This window comes from Verrucomicrobiales bacterium (assembly GCA_016793885.1).
In the GTDB taxonomy this organism is placed as follows: Bacteria; Verrucomicrobiota; Verrucomicrobiia; order Limisphaerales; family UBA11320; genus UBA11320.
Genome location: JAEUHE010000151.1, coordinates 102632 through 119500 on the forward strand (window position 1 = coordinate 102632; position 16869 = coordinate 119500).

Annotated in this window: 9 protein-coding genes; 3 read left to right on the plus strand and 6 right to left on the minus strand. The window is 60.7% G+C overall.

Translation table 11 applies throughout. The annotated features are described in order from the left end of the window. The 6 genes from JNN07_17710 to JNN07_17735 all read right to left on the minus strand — a co-directional run bounded on the left by JNN07_17710 (nt 1) and on the right by JNN07_17735 (nt 8519). Nucleotides 1-207 carry a YjfB family protein gene (locus JNN07_17710; protein ID MBL9169581.1) on the minus strand — a complete coding sequence of 69 codons (207 nt, stop codon included), beginning with the start codon at nt 205-207 and terminating at the stop codon, nt 1-3. Nucleotides 208-262: 55 nt separating this feature from the next. Then, nucleotides 263-1738, minus strand: coding sequence for an NADH:flavin oxidoreductase (locus JNN07_17715; GenBank protein ID MBL9169582.1), 1476 nt, complete (start codon nt 1736-1738; stop codon nt 263-265). A gap of 230 nt (nt 1739-1968) precedes the next feature. Then, a complete protein-coding gene (locus JNN07_17720; protein MBL9169583.1) occupies nt 1969-2841 on the minus strand; it encodes a hypothetical protein in 873 nt (290 codons plus the stop codon). Beyond that, nucleotides 2838-6275: a HEAT repeat domain-containing protein gene (locus tag JNN07_17725; protein ID MBL9169584.1), complete on the minus strand. Its 3438-nt coding sequence runs from the start codon at nt 6273-6275 to the stop codon at nt 2838-2840. Before JNN07_17725 ends, JNN07_17720 begins: the two co-directional genes overlap by 4 nt. Then, on the minus strand, nt 6256-7758 hold the full coding sequence (locus JNN07_17730) for a PQQ-binding-like beta-propeller repeat protein (GenBank protein MBL9169585.1): 1503 nt from the start codon (nt 7756-7758) through the stop codon (nt 6256-6258). The genes JNN07_17725 and JNN07_17730 overlap by 20 nt, the downstream gene beginning before the upstream one ends. 170 nt (nt 7759-7928) lie before the next feature. Continuing rightward, nucleotides 7929-8519 carry a hypothetical protein gene (locus JNN07_17735; GenBank protein ID MBL9169586.1) on the minus strand — a complete coding sequence of 197 codons (591 nt, stop codon included), beginning with the start codon at nt 8517-8519 and terminating at the stop codon, nt 7929-7931. A gap of 318 nt (nt 8520-8837) precedes the next feature. Between JNN07_17735 and JNN07_17740 the strand changes: the two genes are divergently transcribed. From JNN07_17740 to JNN07_17750, 3 genes are all read left to right on the plus strand, one after another. Continuing rightward, nucleotides 8838-12926, plus strand: coding sequence for an amino acid adenylation domain-containing protein (locus JNN07_17740; GenBank protein ID MBL9169587.1), 4089 nt, complete (start codon nt 8838-8840; stop codon nt 12924-12926). 140 nt (nt 12927-13066) lie between these two features. Continuing rightward, nucleotides 13067-14503 carry a DUF1501 domain-containing protein gene (locus JNN07_17745; GenBank protein ID MBL9169588.1) on the plus strand — a complete coding sequence of 479 codons (1437 nt, stop codon included), beginning with the start codon at nt 13067-13069 and terminating at the stop codon, nt 14501-14503. An 80-nt stretch (nt 14504-14583) separates the two neighbouring features. Continuing rightward, a complete protein-coding gene (locus JNN07_17750; GenBank protein ID MBL9169589.1) occupies nt 14584-16506 on the plus strand; it encodes a hypothetical protein in 1923 nt (640 codons plus the stop codon). Nucleotides 16507-16869 lie beyond the last annotated feature (363 nt).

The window sequence follows — 16869 nt, forward strand, 5'->3', positions numbered from 1 at the left end:
CTAGGCGTAAGTATCGAGGTGCTGCCCACATCCGTTGGGGCAGCTGGCGGAAGTGGACTCCTCCAGACCCTGAATGAGCGCTTCGGCCTGCACTTTCGCCTGATCTTGAGCTTTCTTGAGGAGTGCAACGCCTGCGTCGCTCGCTTGCCCTCCCGCTCGATCCAGGTTTCCAAGAACCGTTGATGGATACGACCCGTTGATGGTCATGGGTAATCCATCGGCAGGTTTGGCCCGTTGCTTGAGGGTTCAAACCCGAGCTGGACTATTGAGCCCGAGGTTGCTTCTTAAGCGCCTTGAGTTGTTCGTTTTCGGGCTTCTGTGCGTAGTATTTATCGAGGGGGTAGCAGCCGCTGATCAATCCGTTACGGGGTGCCGTGGTGCAGTCGCTGAATGTGCGGCAGATCAGTTTGGGCGTGAGCGCCCCCTTGAGCGTTGCGTCCGCCAGCATGTCGGGGTAGCTCAGCGTCATCCTGCCCAACCCGATCATGTCGGTCCATCCCAGGCGCACTGTCGCCTGGGCGACCTGGGGGAGATACTCCTGCAGGTAGCTGTAACCCGTGCCGATCAGCGTCATGCCTGCAGGGGCCTGCGCCTTCAGCTCTCGAACGGCATGGACTTGGCGGGCGACGCCTACCAGTGGATCCTCGGGAGGCAGGTAGCCGTCGCTGGGCGGAAAGGACGCTGGACGCTGGATGTGTGGGTTGTAGTAAGGTGAACCCGCGCTCAAGTTGACCAGGCGGATTCCCAGCTCACCGCAAAGAGCCAGGAAGCGATGGCTCTCGGTGAGGTCTGGCTGGGTCGGATGGTCCACGTTGATCCCAAAGCCATAGCGGTAGGGCAAACAGGTGGCGTACGACTCCGGGATGCCCGGTCCAGGTTTTCCCGGGGCAGATTGGTTGGGATCCGGCCGGAACGGCACCAGATCAAAGGCGCTCAACCGCACCGCCAGGCCAATCGGGTTCCCGTCCCGGCGAATGCCGGCGACAATGTCTCGAAGAATTCGGGTGCGGTTCTCGAAGCTGCCCCCGAAGCGACCCGGCCGTGTGTGCGCTCCCAGAAACTCGTGGAGCAGGTAGCCGTGGCAGTGTTTGAGATCGACGAAGTCAGCTCCGATTTCCTGAGCGAGTCGCGCGGCCTTAACATAGTCTGCGATGAGGATCTCGATCTCCTCGTCCGTGAAGACCTGATTTTCCTGGGTCACTTGAAAACGTGAGTCGAGCAAGGGATGTCGATAGGCCACTCTGGGCTGCCATCGTTTCGGGTCTTCCGGCCGGCAAAAGCGTCCAGAGTGAGTCAGCTGAAACCCGATCAGCAAGTCCTCGGAGGTGCCGTAGCGTGATTCGTGCGCCTGGATGAGCAGGTGGCGCAGTTCGGTGATGTCCTGGCGGTTTTCTTCGGTGAGGATGAGCTGGCGTGGGTTGGCACGGCCGTCGGCACGCACCGCCATTGCTTCTCCGCCAAAAATGAGCTTGGCTCCGCTGAGTCCGAACCGCTGCCAGCGGCGGCGCACCTCCTCGGTCGTTCCGCCGGTCGTCGTTCCATCCCAGCCTTCCATCGGGTGAATCACCCAGCGATTCGAAGGTGTTTTGCCATTGAGGCTCCCATTCGACAGGGGCTGCGTCAAGGGAGAGTCTGCGCCGGTTAGGATCGAATCATCGCATGGGATCTCGATTCCCAGGCTCTGGCAGTGTGCGCGAAACTGTTCCGCCGATTTAAGTGAAGCGACACGGACGGTCATGGGGGCATGGTCATCCAGGGAACGGCCTGTCGGCCAGGATTTTTTAAGACGGGGGGTTGCCGCGCGGAGAGCCGAGGGTTGGCGAACACGTGGTTGCCCTTGCGGAGTTGCCCGCTTGTTACCCACAGCCTGGGGCAGGAGTGGGCTCGAGCAGATCGGAACTATAAGCTCAATCGGATCGATCCTCGATCAAGTCTCGCCCTACCTTAGTGACGAGCCGAGGTAGGGCCCTACCGATTCTCCTCGGGAGCAGCAGGTACGGGGGGTCCCCCGGGTGTTGGGATCTGCAGTCCGGTAGGCGTCACATTGGTGACCTTCTCCGTCACCTCGATGCGCTTGGCGCTGAATAGCTGGCGGAAATGAAGCCAGAGATCTGTGTCGGAGTTCACCCATATGCCAGCAGCGATGCGTGAGCGGGTAACGGAGAAGCGTAATTCCCGCAAGGCCCCCAACATCCCGCCCCAACCTATCTTGAGGGTCTCTTGCAGGCTGATATGGGCTTGCACGACTTCATGCTCCTCTTCGTCGACCCAGATTTTTCCGCCGACACGCGCGAGAACCTCCTCCTCGGTGGAGCTGATTTTGACATCCTTTCGCGGCCGCACCTCGATGACCAAGGTGGAACGACCTTGGAGAACCTCCCGATTGGTGATCGAGAACTGGAATCGTTTCACCATGTCGTCGTTGATCTGATGCAGCAGCGAGTCATTCCCCTGGGATCGGTCACCGCTCGGGCTTCTCGTGCGCGGCTTAGGCTCAGTCGATTCTGCTTTGGGGCTGCGCACGGGAGGCGGCTCTCCATTCTTGCTCAGCAATTCAGCCTTGGGCTTGCCGTTTTTCTCCGTGATTCGGTAGACTTTTTCCTCCTGCTTGATCACCTCGTGGTCCGAGTCGTAATGAGTGGTGGTCTTGATGCGGGTGAAGTCGTAACCGGCAGGGGATTTTCTTGATCGCTTGGCGCGTTCGATCACTTTGGGGAGCAGTTCGTCGATGGCGGGGTACGGCTGACTTTGGGCTTGGAGGTCCGCGGGTGATGGGGGGACCACCACGAGCCACAGCAGCACCAGGTTTCGAATGAACGGCCAGTGCCTCAGTGTCATCATTTTAGTTTCTCCAGATAGGCGACCAGATCGGCGAAATCGTCCAGGCTCAGCAAGGCATGTAGTCCTTCAGGCATCATCGACAACGCGCTCGAGCTACGCTCCTGGATGTCAGTCTTGGCCACGATTCGGTTCTTCCCTTCGAGGTCTCGCAGAGTGATCGATTCGGCGGATTCCCCTTTGATCAGGCCCGCAACCGACTCGCCATCCTTCAGCTCGAGAACCAGCTGCTGATAGCCCTCTCGGACCACCCGACTGGGCCAAAGCACGGACTCGGCCAACGCTTTTCGGTCAAACTGGGACCCGATCTGCGACAGGTCTGGGCCGATGTCACCGCCTTGGTTTTGGACACGATGGCATTTGATGCACGCCAGGCCATTCGGGTTGGCGAACACTCTTGCTCCCTTGAGGGGATCGCCCGTGTGGGAGAGCACGTGATCGAGATAGTCCTCCGGCCTTTTCTCGCTCTGGCGAAGCGTGAACAGTTTCCCGCGAGTGGCGGTCGGATGATCCTCATAGATCTTGCGGAGCGCGGACAGTTGATCGTCGCTGAATTTATCGGCCTGAGCCTCGAGGTTGTTAAGCACGCCGGCCTCATCCCGGATGGCCCGCAGGCCGCGTCGCACGGCCTCCCGAATGCCCAGATTCTGGTGGTTGATCTCTTTCGTAAAGAGATCGAGGCATTTGACGTCGGGCATGGCGGTGAGGGAGCGAATGGCCTCGTCGCGCAGCGCAGGGTCCTCCGCGACCTTGAGCATGGCGGGGATGGAGACTCGAGCCTTGGCTGAACCCAAGGCGTTGAGGGCCGCGAGACGAATGGGAATCCGGGGATCCTCCAAGCGGGCTTCAATCCAGCTGTTCGAGCCACCCACTTGCACGGAAGCTTGGATGGCAGCGATGCTGATCTCCGAATTAGTGTCGCTCAGGCGGCGGTAGATGAAAGGGATCGAGGCTGGATCCTTGAGTGTGGCCAGCGCCTGAAGCGCCCCGATAGCGAGGATGGGGGGCGGAGCTTCTTGGTCGAGGTAGCGACCGATTCCGGCGGCCAAGGCCGATGTGACCTCGTTGCTTGGGCTGCCGACCAGTTGGGCCGCCGACAGAGCCGTCAGAGCCAGGTTGGTCGGAACGAGTTGCCCTCGTAGCGGACTCAGGATCAACGACACCGCCTGTTTGTCGCGCAGCAATCCTAAGGTCTCCAGCATCAGCCTCCTGAACTCCGGATCTCGCTCACGATCCAGCGCGTTGCGCACGGCCGCAGCGCCGTTCGTGACTCCAGCGGTTCCGATCCCCGCCAGAGCCAGCTTTCGGAGAGACTCCTCAGGATCGCGCAAGAGCTGCTGGAGAGTTGCCGAAACGAGGGGGGTGCCTACCCATTCCACGGTTCGCGCCGGCGGTGGTTGATTGACTGGATGATAGGCCCACCACTCTCCCTTCCAGACGGGGGCCTGCCGATGGAGGGGTGTTAGACAAGCGATGGCCTGCTGTCGTGCCATAACAGGGAATGCGCGATTGGTGGCAACCTCGTTCAATGCCCCGACCAATGCTAGGTCGAAGGTTTCGCGGAACACCAGGGCGTTCCGTTCGCGGCTCCGGGACTCAGGGTGATTCAGCCCGGCTACCAAGCGCGGCCAAACGGAGGGATTCCCACGGCCTATGGCGTTGAGGGCGGTGAAGGCTGCAAACCGCACCCACTCATCTCCGGGCTCCGCCTCCAGCAGGCCGCGAAGAGGTCGGATAGCCAGGGGATCGGCCAAACGCCCCAGCGCAGTGGCGGCGAGGAACCGAACGGAAGCCTCCTCGTCCTCCAATCGGCCGATGAACTCTGAGAGCGCGCTGTGGACCCGACGCAGCCCTAGTTGGCGAACGGCTTGACGACGCACTGCGGGATCCAGGCTGTAGATCGATCGCACAATGGCAGCGCGACCCGCTTCCCCTTCATCGATGGCATCCAACGCCCAGATCGCGTGGCATCGCGTGATCCCCTTCACGCGAGGTTCTTCCAACAGATCGATCAAAGGTTGTATGGCGTCGTTGCCGCGTTCGGACAGACGCCGTTGGGCGGTGAGCCGAATGGCCCGCGAGGGATGCTGCAATGCCAGCAGCAACTCTGAGGTTTCCGCCTCGAACAGTTTACCCGAGGCGGCTGGGGTATACCAAGGGGGCGTTGGCCAGGCCTCTTTTGGCGTCTGATGGGTGAGCTTGAACAGTCGTCCAACCGTCACCTTCTCCTTGTCGTCCCGGTGCTGCCAATCGCAGATGTAGATCGCGGTCCCGTCCGTGGAACTACAGATCCCGACGGGACGAAAGTCGGCCGGCGGATTCGGGAAGAGATCGAGCGGGTCCAGGGCCTCGTAAGTGCCACCCTTACGAGCCAAGCGCACGTGGGTGACTTGGCGTTTTCCGAAGTCTGCCAGGAAGAGCCCGCCTTCATATCGCCCGGGCAATACTCCAGAGGTCTCGGCGAACGCTCCGGTGGCTGCTCCAGCACCGTAGTCGGCCATGCACCACAGGATGTAGGGTTGGCGAGGATTAAAGTCATAGGGATAGCCATAGAAGCCGCGTTCCACGATGTGGGAGAGCCGGGACATCCATTGTTTCTCGTCGGTATTGTCGTAGGTGAACACCTCGTCCTCCTCATTGACGGCGGCATCCATGATATTGCGCAGCCCCGTAGCGAAGATCTCCAGCCCGGTCCCATCCGGTCGGATCCGGACCACTCCCCCTCCATGCATGTCGATTCTCCGGCCATCCCGTCCAACCGCGCCATACAAGCCTTTGTCGCCCACCGCGACATAGAAATAGCCATCCATCCCCAGCGTGAAGTTCGCCGGCACGTGATCATTCCAATCCTTCGCCCATGGTTCGGGATTGGTCGATTCAATGAGGTCGACCCGATCTTTACCGGTGTCTCCATCGTCCAGAAACACGCTGAACTTGGGGTTGTGCAGCACATACAACTTTCCATCGAGATACTTCATCCCAAAGACGGCATAGAGCGAGTCCGCGAACGTCGTGATTCGGCCTCCGGGGTGAAGGCACAGAATCCGACCTTTTTTTTCATCAGCCCGGTCGGTGCTGATGTCCATGGGGTCTTCAGCCACAAAGACGCGCCCATCGGGGGCCACGCAAACAACCGAGGGATGTTTCAGAGTCGGCGCCTCCAACATCAGCTCCAGCTTCCATTCAGGGAGCGGGGTCGGAAGTGGCGGAGGAGTCGCCGGGCCCGGAGACTGGGGAGCAGGGGAGCCTTCCACCGGCACCACGACCGGGAGAACGTTGGTCGAAGAAGTGGAGCCGGACGCCGTGGTGTCGGCGCTGAGCCCCACGGGAACGCCCACCAGGTTGAATAGGAGCGCGCCGACGGCGAGCAGCCAGCCCGTGATGGGGCGGAGCAGGGGAACGCTCCTGCGGGACGGATCAGTCGGCACGTATCGCATAGAGTTGGAACATGGTGGCGACATAGAGCGTGCGGTTGGCGGCAGTCACGGTGGCGCTGATGGGGCTATCGAGGTTGACGGTAGCCAGGACCTGCTTGTCACGCGATGCCTTGAAGATCCAAAAGTCTCCCCGACGGCTTCCCAGGTAGACCTTTCCATCTGCTACCAGGGGAGAAGCCCACATCTCCCCCTTGACTTCGTGGGTCCAGCAACTCTTCCCGGTTTTGGCCTCAACACAATGGATCATGCGACCGCAATCCGCTGTGAAGATCAAACCCTTATAGAGTACGGGCGAGGACAGACTGTGGCGGTTCAGCGGGTAGGACCAGGCTTCCGCAGCCACCGCCTTGCCCGCGGTCCCGCCGATGGAAATGCTTTTCAGCCAGGCTTCGTTCTTTCCCCACCAAAGGTCGCCGCCCACGGTAAAATAGATGTGGGAGTCCTCAATGACAGGTAGCGAGTAGATGTTGCTCGGGCCTTCGCGGCGGTTGGTGTTGTAGCGATGCACGTCCTGCTTGGGGGCGCTGGGATCGGGATCGAAGCTCCAGCGGAGTTTCAAGGTCTGGGTTTCCGTTCCAGCATCCTTGGTGGAGGCTGGCTCGAACCCGTAGACGATGCCGTTCCCGCCGGCAAAGCAGACGGTCGGCTGGCCGTTGATCTTGGCGTAGGACGGCGATGACCAGGTGCTATGAAAGATGTTGGGGGCGATGCCGAGACGCTCCCTTGCGACGAGCCTTCCGGAGCGCTTGTCGATCACGACAAGGCTGGGTGCGTCGGGCGTGCGGATCTTCTTATGGGTGTTGTCGACCCCGGTGCCGGTGTTGACGTAGAGGTGGTTGCCCAGGACGAGGATCGAACTATGGGCGGCGTCGTGAGGCCAGGTGCCAGCTTGGGATGGAAGATCGTACAGCCAGAGGATATCTGCATCGCCTGGCTCGAGCGTCAGCGGAGGCTGGTTGCGGGGCGTCATGTGACGGGCTTCGTCCTGGAATGATCCATCGTTTCCATTGGCCAGCCCGCGAGCGTCCAGGCACATGACTTCCCCTCGGTTGCTGACGACGTAAACTCGGTCGTCCTCGACGGTCACGGTGGAAGCAATGCCGCTTTTGGGCCAGTCGAGGTACGGATCTTCGTCGCGTTTGGGAACGACCAATTGCCAAAGCAGGTTTCCCGTCCGCTCATCGAAGCACATGAGCACCCCTCGGTCCCCCTGATGCTTAGGATCACGAGGCTGCCCGTTGTTGGTTCCGATGTAGACGCGGCCGTTGGCCACGATCGGCGTGGAGTGTGTCTCGGTACCCAGCGGCTTTACCCAGCGCACGTTTCGTCCAGTCTTCACGTCGAAAGATTCGGGAAGGCTGGTTTCCGGTGACACGAGGTTGCGGGTCCAGCGAGTTCCCCACTGGGGTTGATCGTTTGCGAGCGCCGGCAGGCAGAATCCCAAGATCAAAAGCCACCACCGACCCGTGATTAAATAGGGCATCTTGAGCCGGCCGGTACTGGGGTGTGACGAGAAGTGCACCCGCACAAAAAAGCACAAAGGCGCCCGACAGTGCAATTAAAGTCGTGCCAAATCCCCCGCCTGATGGAGGAGCCCAAGTGCAGGAATCCCAAACCCAGGAGACGGGTCATGGTCCGAACCCGCTGGCAGGTTCAGTAGTCGAGCATCATCCGATCGATCCAGGTGGCTTGGTTGACTCGATCATTCACCAGTTTTTCCAAGGAGTCCGGTTGCGTGGGCAGGGGGTCATACAATCGAAGAGCCTTCAGCCAAGCGCACTCCTCGGCTGGCATTTCAGGGTCGGTGTGTTCCCTCCGCAGCTCCGAGGCCATCTGGAAGAACATTTTGAGGCTACTCCTCAGTGCCGTGCGTTCCTGCCGGCGAAAAGCACGAATGGTGTCTGGGTAGGGATGTCGGCGTCCGATGAGACTGCAAAATAAAACGTCATTTCGGAGCGCCTCACAGATTCGCTCGAGCGTGTAAACGCCGGTGCCGTAACTGAACGTCAGCACCGCCAGCAGTTCTGCTCCGCAGTGGGGACCGTCCTCGCGATGATTGTATTGGCGTTGAGTGAGCGTCCCGAGCGATCCCGTCGCCGCCTCTCGGGCCAGATGGGCTAGTCGGATACGCGGCGGAGGTGGCAGTACCTGCGGCTCGAAGGGGGAGCCCAGCTCTCTCCGTGCCGAATTCAAGATTTGTCCGTCCGTTGAGGGGGGCTTTCCCAGGCATGCTGTGGCATCCATTCACACCCATATCAACAGTTCCCATGCCACGTGGCCTGCCACCGCCAGCGCCTGGCCGATCGCCCAGCCGTGAGGCGGTTTTGACTCGGAATGGGTCAGGTTTGCGTTTGCGCACGGGGTGGGGCAGTCGTTAGGCTGCTCCAGCGCCGATATGAGGGTTCGGATTCAAGGCAGCCGACTGCCTCGCGTCGGGACCCTATGAAGCCTGGGGGCGTGCGTTGGCTTCAAATCGGGCTCCAGTGGCCGATGGAAAAGCCAATATGATCGAAGGGCTATCGATGTCGGTCCAGGTTGGATCGTGATAGTCATCGAGATCACATGTTCGTGAATCGACCAGAAGATTCCTTTTCCGCGGAGCATCCTTTGACCCCGATGCAGCGTGGCATGCTGTTCCACTCCGTCCTAGCTCCGGAGTCGGGTGGGTACATTCAGCAGGTGGTCATCCGGATGGAGGCGGTGGCTGATGAGTGCGCTTTCCAGAGCATATGGAATGAGGCCATCCGCAGACATAAAGTCCTGGGTGGCCGTTTTCAATGGCGCGGAAATTCCGATGCACGGTTTGTGATCCACGGTGTCGCGCAAATTCCGTGGGCGGCGGAGGACCTCTCCCGGATGACCGAGCTGGAGCGAGACCAACGCCTGGACCGGTTTCTGGAGGAGGATCGCCGGCGTGGCTTCGATCTCACTCAGGCTCCCTTGCTTCGGGCCATGACGTTTCGCCTGAGTGCCGATGCCTCGGTTTTCGTGCTCACGTTTCATCACATCCTGCTCGACGGAAGATCCCTGCGGGTCCTGCTCAAGGAGGTGTTCGGAATCTATGAAGCGCATCTTCGCGGGGAAACCAAAACGGTGGAAACCGGTTCGGCGTTCGCTGATTACGTTGAGTTTCTTCAACGGCGGGATCGCGATGCAGACCGGGCCTTTTGGACGAGGAAGCTCGCCGGGTTTCGTGCCGCGAACGAGTTTCCTGGTTGGTTGAACCCGGCCGAAGGCGCGCGCAGAACTCTCGGGACGAGGGAGGCGACTGTGGTTCTTAGCCGGCAGTTCAGCGACTCGCTTCGAGCCCACGCGACCTCCGTCCAGGTGTCTCTGAACAACGTTTTCCAGGCGGCGTGGGCTTTCCTGGTTCAGATGTACAGTCGGGACGACGACGTCGTCTTCGGAGTGGTGAGATCGTGTCGGTCGTCCGGACTGCCGGCGGGGGAAGGTGCGGTAGGTTTGCTGATCAACACGGTTCCCCTGCGCACTGCGCTGCAACCCGAACTTCCCTGGGCTGAGTTCCTGCGTGCGGTGAGAGCCGCGTGGCAGGAGTTGCGGCCTTACGAACATGCGGCCCTTGAGGACATCGAGGCTTGGAGTGAGATTCGGCCGGGCGCCTCCCTCTTCGGCAGCATTTTGATGTTCGAGAACTATGAGTTGGCGGAGGATCTCCGTCGAGATGATGGCATGTGGACGGAACGGAGCGTGAGCCTCCTGGAGCGAACGAACTTCCCGTTGACGATGTCGGTATATGCCGGAGATCGGGTCCAGTTGAAGTTGGAGTTCGATTCTCAACGAGGCCACCGGGGTTGGGCGGATCGGGTTTTGCGACGGCTTCAGTGGATTTTGGAACAGGCCCAGGCGCAGCCTGCTCAATGCCTGTGCCAGTTCAGCCTGGTCCCGCCTGAGGAGCGCGGTGAATTGCTGGCTCTCAGTGCCGGTCCGGTCCGGCCGGAGTATCAGGGCCTCAGTTATCTCCGGCGCTTCGAAGCGCAGGTGGCTCGTTCGCCGGAGGCTGTGGCTGTCGTCAGCGGTGAGGATTCCATGACTTACCGGGCGATGGACCTTCGATCGAATCAGCTCGCTCGACACCTCGCGAAGCTGGGGGTGCGATCGGAAGTGAGAGTCGTTGTCTATTTGGAGCGCGGAATGGACACGGGAGTGATCCTCCTGGCAATCTGGAAAGCCGGCGGGGCATTCGTTCCGCTCGACCCTGCCAGCCCGGCGGCGCGTTCGGAATATCAGATCTTGGACTGTGGCGCGCCGGTCTTGGTGACACAATCCGCGCTGCTCGGCAGCCTGCCTGCATACTCCGGCATCAAGGTCGTCATCGATCGGGATTGGCAGCAGATTTCGGCTGAGCCAACCGAACCGTTAGGCCTGCCCAGTGATCCCGATCAGCTGGCCTATGTGATCTACACCTCCGGAACTACGGGAAATCCCAAGGGCGTTGAGTTGCTTCATCGGGGGTTGTTAAACCACAACTTGTTCATGGTTGATTGCTGGGCCTTGACTCCCGCGGATCGAGTCCTGCAGGTCTGCTCCCTCAGCTTTGATGTCTCGCTTGAGGAGATGTTCCCCACCTGGCTTGCGGGCGCGACTTTGGTCGTGGCTCCGCGCGGTCGGATTCTTCCCGATCGCCTGTTCACCGACCTGATTGGCGAACAGCGCATTTCGCTTCTCGATCTGTCCACCGCGTTCTGGCAGGAGTGGGTTCTGGAACTGGCGCGTTCGGGTGAAGCGTTGCCCGGATCGGTGAGGTTGGTGATTGTGGGGGGGGAGAAGAGCAGCGCTGCGTCGGTGGCGCGGTGGCGGCAGTTGGCTGGACCGGGGGTGAGGTGGATCGACTGCTATGGCCCGACCGAAACCACCATCGGCGTGACTCTGTTCGAGCCTGATGTTGACGCGGGAGCGGGCAAGCCCCGGGGTGGCGAATCCATCGGTCGGCCGATAGCAAACTCCTTCATCCGCATCGTCGACCGTTGGGATCGCCTTGTTCCTGCTGATGTGCCAGGCGAACTGCTGATCGGGGGTGTGGGCCTAGCGCGGGGATATTTGAACAGCCCGGAAAAGACGCAGAGAGCGTTCATCGAGCTCCCCCTTGCCGGGCAGGAAAGCGAGCGCCTTTACCGTTCCGGAGATCTAGTCCGTTGTCGCGAGGATGGTAATCTGGAGTTCTTGGGGCGCATTGACTCTCAGGTGAAACTCCGAGGATATCGGATTGAACTTGGAGAGATCGAAGCTCGTTTGATGCAGACAACGGGTGTTTACCAAGCCGTGGTCAGGCTGCGGAAGCTCGACGGTGAGCAGCATCTCGTTGCGTATGTGATGCCTGCCGCCACCAGTCTGCGATCAGAGGTTTTGAAGGCCGATTTGGAACGGAGTCTGCCGGCCTATATGGTCCCTTCGTTTTGGGTGATGCTGGATCGGCTGCCGATGACCACGGGCGGCAAAATCGACGAGGACGCATTGCCTGCGCCTTCCGCGCAACCGGAACGCATCGGCCCTCTCCCGGAAAGTCCCACGCGGGAGTTGGAGACCCAGCTTCGTCAGATCTGGATGGAGACCTTGGGCAAGCGGCACATCGCCTTCGATGATGACTTTTTTTCACTCGGAGGACATTCCTTGCTGGCGGTCCGTCTTGTGAGCCGAATTCAGAGTCGGCTGGGCTGGAACTTGCCGCTGGCGACACTGTTCAGCGCTCCGACCATCGCCCAGATGGCCAGTTGGATACGGGATCAGGGGAACGTTCGAAGTTGGTCCTCGCTGGTCCCTATCCAGCCTCTGGGGAGTCGGCTTCCATTTTTTTGTGTCCACGCGGCTGGAGGTAATGTCCTTTTCTATCGCGACCTGGCCCATGCACTCGGTTCGGATCAGCCCTTTTATGGACTCCAGGTGGAGCGAACTGCGTCCGGTTTACCGATGAAGCGGTCCTTTGAGCAGATGGCTGAGCGCTACATCGCGGAGATGCGATTGGTCCAGCCTAGAGGTCCTTACTACCTTGGGGGAGCGTCGTATGGCGGGGTGATCGCCTGGGAGATGGCCCAGCAATTGGTACAGACGGGCGAGACCGTCGGGTTGCTCGCGCTTTTGGATACTTATGGCCCATCGTATCCCCGTTATCCGGCGAGCCTGGGGACGTTGCAGATCCAATGGCTGAAGGGACTGCGACGGTTTCAGCTGCACGCACTGAATCTCCGACTGCTCCCCGGCAGCTCCCGGTTGGGGTATGTTCGGACCAAGTTCCAGCAGCTTATTCTACAATTGCGGCGACTGGGACTTCCGCGGCTGCGCCTCTTCGGCAGGACTGTGAGCGGGTCCGCCTCAGAGCCGACGGGCTTTGAGGAGGCGGATTCGATGCAAGACTGGATCCAGGTCGCCTATGACAACTACGTGGTGAAACCCTATCCGGGAAGAGCCACCCTGTTTCGAGCTATCCATCAACCACTGGGTGCGATCCCCGATGATCACCTGGGGTGGAAACCGTACACCCCGCAAGGGATGGAGATCGTTCCGGTGGTTGGCTTTCATGGGAGCCTCGTGGTGGAGCCCTGCGTGGATGATCTTGCTCGAGAACTCTCGAAGCGGCTGGCGGTCTCGGGCAGCAGGGATGAATTGACTCTTGGCGAGGCAGGGTCGAGATCGTGACCGGATCGCTCAGCTCAAGTTGTTGTTTTAGGTTTGCTAGCCAACCGGCATCCACCTTATCTTCTCACACCAAGGTTCTGGGTCTCAGTGCGGCCCGGACCGTCTTGGGTGCAGGGTCGGATTTTCCCGGCCTTATTTGAATGGTTCTCAGCTCCTCAACCGTGGGACAGAAGGTTTCGTGCGCCGGTCCGCTCAAGCGGAGGGAGTTCTTGCGGATTGGCCTGTCTGGCTTCGCGGCCCTCTCCTTTCCCGGGTTGCTTCAGTTGCGCGCCCAAACGCCTCCGAAGGCAGCTTCGCCTAAGACGGCGGTGATTCTGGTGTGGCTGCGGGGAGGGGCGTCGCATCTAGAGACCTACGATCCCAAGCCGGATGCGCCCAGCGAGTTCCGGGGTGTCTTTGGCGCGATTCCAACCAAGGTTCCGGGCATGCAGATATCGGAACTGCTCCCTCGCCACGCGAAAATTGCCGACAAGTTCACCTTGCTGCGGTCAATGGCCCACACCGGTGGCGGACATCCTGCAGGCTCGCTGCAGATGCTCACGGGGGATCCGGATCCCCAGGACAAGGAGAAACCCATTTTCCCGGACTGGATGACGGTGGCGAACTACCTGCGATCGGAGCGCGGCCGCACTCTTCCGAACTACGTGGGAGTGAACCCCGTCATTCGTTACGACAATTTTACCATCGCCGGCTCGGCCTACGTAAATCCTTCCTACGGCCCGTTTATGGTGAACGGGGATCCGAACGATCCGCATTTCGAAGTTCCCAACATCGGCCTTAGCGATCCGTCCCAAGCCGGGCGTCTGCGCGAACGTCTGAAGTTGCGCGAACGTTTGGACCAGATGGATCGCGCGGTCGACCAAACCGGATCGATGCGCGCCCTCGACGAGTTCGAGTCCCAGGCGTTCAGCCTGCTCACGAGCCCGGCGGCGCGCGATGCCTTCGACCTCAGTCGGGAGCCGGCCCATATCCGCGATCGCTATGGGCGTCACCAATGGGGACAGCAATGTCTGATGGCCCGCCGATTGGTGGAGGCGGGTGTGGAGATTATCACCACGACGTTCGACGGGCCGTTATGTGGGCGGGTCGGAAACTGGGACGATCATGCGGTGAATCATCATGTCTTCGATGCCCTTCAGTTTCGCCTCCCTTATTTTGACCAGGCGGTCACAGCACTGATTGAGGACATCTACGCCCGCGGTCTAGACCAGCGGGTGCTGGTGGTCGTTACCGGCGAGTTCGGACGGACTCCCCGCATCGAGCGCGTGGCGAGCAGCGGGGGCGGGGTGGCCAGTGGCGCCGCTGGCACAGTCCAGCCGGGACGCGATCATTGGCCTCGCGCATTCTCGCAGTTGTGGGCCGGTGGAGGTATTCAGACGGGCGGCGTGATCGGGGCGACGGATCGACGTGGAGAAGACGTGACCGAGCGCATCGCGCATCCAGGCGATTTTATGGCGACGATTTACCGCCACCTGGGCATCGACGCTCCGCAGGTCTCGATTCCCGATTTCTCGGGTCGACCCAACCTGATTCTCCCGACCGGCGAGGCGATAGCCGAGTTGGGCGGGCCGGCCTAGCCGCGGGGCCCGTCCGTCACGAGGACCCCGGAACGGTGAGCCAGCGCGCTCCGAGCAGCCCATGGTCGTCGAAGCTTTCTATGATTTGCCCACGTCAATATCGTCCGGTGGCGCGTGTTCGCCGCGTACTGTGCTTGAGTCTGCTGCTCCTCGGGTTCGATTCTTTGGGAGCTGAAGCCGGGCAGGATCCGAAACCGGTGGATCTGCCGGTCGGGTATTGGGAGCGCAACGATCGTTTTGAGGACAAGCTCAAGCTGCTCGAGGCGGCCTGGAGGAACCGCGACTACGAGGTGGTGCGGGCTCTAACCCATACACTTCGCGACAGCGCGATTCAGGCGCAGGCGGAGGATGAGCATCCCGGAAATCCTGTTGTCTCCTCCCTGGATGCCCGGCCCGTCAGTTCACTGCCATCTGCCTGGCAAACCTGGGCTCAAGGCTGGAGTCATGTCCAAGCGCTCCAGCTCGAGGAGCTGCAGGGGTTTGATCGCAACTCCGAGCCGGTGGAGGCGCTCATCTCGGTTCCTGCTTCGCAGTCCAGCTCCTTGACCCGCGACATTCGGGTTGCCCGGGTGCAAGGAGGATCATTGAAGGAGATCCCTTCCCAAGTCTTTGCAGAGGTCAGGCGTGAAGGCGCACGTTTGTGCCGGGTTCTGTTCATGGCCGATCTGATCGCCCGAGAGAAGGCGACGTACCTCGTTTTTCACGGAAACCCATACGCCGAACTGCCGCTGTATCCCAGCGATCTCAAGGTCCGGGGCGAGGGATATGGATTGGACATCGAGAACGAACATTACCTTGCGGTGTTGTCGCGGCAGACGGGGCAGCTGGAGCGTCTCATCTTGAAACGAGAGCACGGGCTGGAGTTGTTCTCCGGCGGGGAAGGGCATGGTGAACCGCCGGGAATCGATTGGGCACATGACTACGTCGACGCCGGCAACTTTCAAAAGCTGAGGATTTCTCTTTGGGAATCCTGTCCTGACTTCGAAGTGATTCAGGGTCCGATTTGCACGATCGTTCGTCGCTGGGGCTTTCCGCGCTCCCCAGTTTATCCGGTGTTCTCCCCCAGTCGCCTCAACATCGCCGTGGAGTACCGCTTCTATGCGGGCTTGCCTTGGTTTCACAAGGTGAGCGCCATGAAGGCAGTCAAGGCGTTCGAGGCCCAGGCCCTGCGAGATGATGAATGGGTGTTCACCGGACAGCCGTTTACTGAGAAGATCTGGATGCCTTCCGACGGGCGATTCCGCGCTGGCGACGTCGACGCGAAGAGCCAAGAAGACTTGTGGGGGGTGGGCTTGATCAATCGACAGACCAAGGATGCCTTCGTGGGGCTGTTCCTGGAACACTGGGCGGAGGGATTGCCGGATTTGAGGCACAACGGGGTTCCTAACCTGAACTACCGCTGGCACGGTCAGCTGTGGAGTCGCTATCCGCTGCCGGTCAAACAGGTGCCTGCCGGAGCCGTGCTTCATCAGCGCAATGCCTATGTTGTTGCTCCCTTCGAGGAGGCCGAAGGCTTGGCCGCCTGGGAGAGAATGCACCAGCGGCTCTCGCATCCGCTGACCGCCCTTGCTGGCACCAACCTAGCGGGCATCTCCGTGAAGGAGTCGTTGGGGCGGCTTGCTCGGTCGGGGGAGCGCAACGAGGCGGCGATTTCCAAGGATCTGCTCTGGGAGGCCATGAAGGATTGCAAGGATGCTCAGCTCTACACTGCCGACCTTAACATTGTGGACCTGGGCCTGGTGCACGACGTGCGCGTCCGGGGCGGAGTGGTGACCGTGGTCATGATGGTGCCTCATCGCGGGCGGCCGCTGGCGACTTATTTCTCGCAAGGTTCGATTTCCGTCCACCCGACCTTCTCGCTGCCGATTCGCGACCGTCTCATGAAGGTGCCGGGGGTGACCAAGGTGTTGGTGGAGCAAACATGGTCGCCTGAATGGTCGTCCAACCGGCTCACGCCGGAAGGTCGGCGTCGCTTGGGGCTTCCCCCGTGGGAAACCAAGTAGGGTGGGGTCCCCCCCCGAGAAGGGCTGATCCAGGTTGAATCCAGGGGCCAACGCCCTGCCAAGGTACGGGCTTTCAGCCCTCAGCGGGTGTGGGGTGGGGGAACCTGGGGTTGTCACCCCAGGCTGGGATGGTGCTGAGCCTGTGGCTCGCGAACTTCAAAACCATCGATCAATTCCATTCGACGCTGGGCCATTAGTCCAGGTTGGGTTTGATATGCGGTCGAAGACTCGTCTGGCTTGAGCACCAACGGTGCGTCCCATCCCAGCCTGGGGTGACAACGCCAGGTAAACATCCCCCCTTGCATCAAGGGCTGAAAGCCCGGCATACGGCCGCCGAGCCCATCGGGACTTCACTACTTTTCT

Coding starts and splice junctions, on each gene's coding strand:
- JNN07_17710 (MBL9169581.1), bottom strand. CDS start 207: ATGACCATCAACGGGTCGTATCCATCAACGGTTCTTGGAAACCTGGAT.
- JNN07_17715 (MBL9169582.1), bottom strand. CDS start 1,738: ATGACCGTCCGTGTCGCTTCACTTAAATCGGCGGAACAGTTTCGCGCA.
- JNN07_17720 (MBL9169583.1), bottom strand. CDS start 2,841: ATGATGACACTGAGGCACTGGCCGTTCATTCGAAACCTGGTGCTGCTG.
- JNN07_17725 (MBL9169584.1), bottom strand. CDS start 6,275: ATGCGATACGTGCCGACTGATCCGTCCCGCAGGAGCGTTCCCCTGCTC.
- JNN07_17730 (MBL9169585.1), bottom strand. CDS start 7,758: ATGCCCTATTTAATCACGGGTCGGTGGTGGCTTTTGATCTTGGGATTC.
- JNN07_17735 (MBL9169586.1), bottom strand. CDS start 8,519: ATGGATGCCACAGCATGCCTGGGAAAGCCCCCCTCAACGGACGGACAA.
- JNN07_17740 (MBL9169587.1), top strand. CDS start 8,838: ATGTTCGTGAATCGACCAGAAGATTCCTTTTCCGCGGAGCATCCTTTG.
- JNN07_17745 (MBL9169588.1), top strand. CDS start 13,067: ATGGTTCTCAGCTCCTCAACCGTGGGACAGAAGGTTTCGTGCGCCGGT.
- JNN07_17750 (MBL9169589.1), top strand. CDS start 14,584: ATGATTTGCCCACGTCAATATCGTCCGGTGGCGCGTGTTCGCCGCGTA.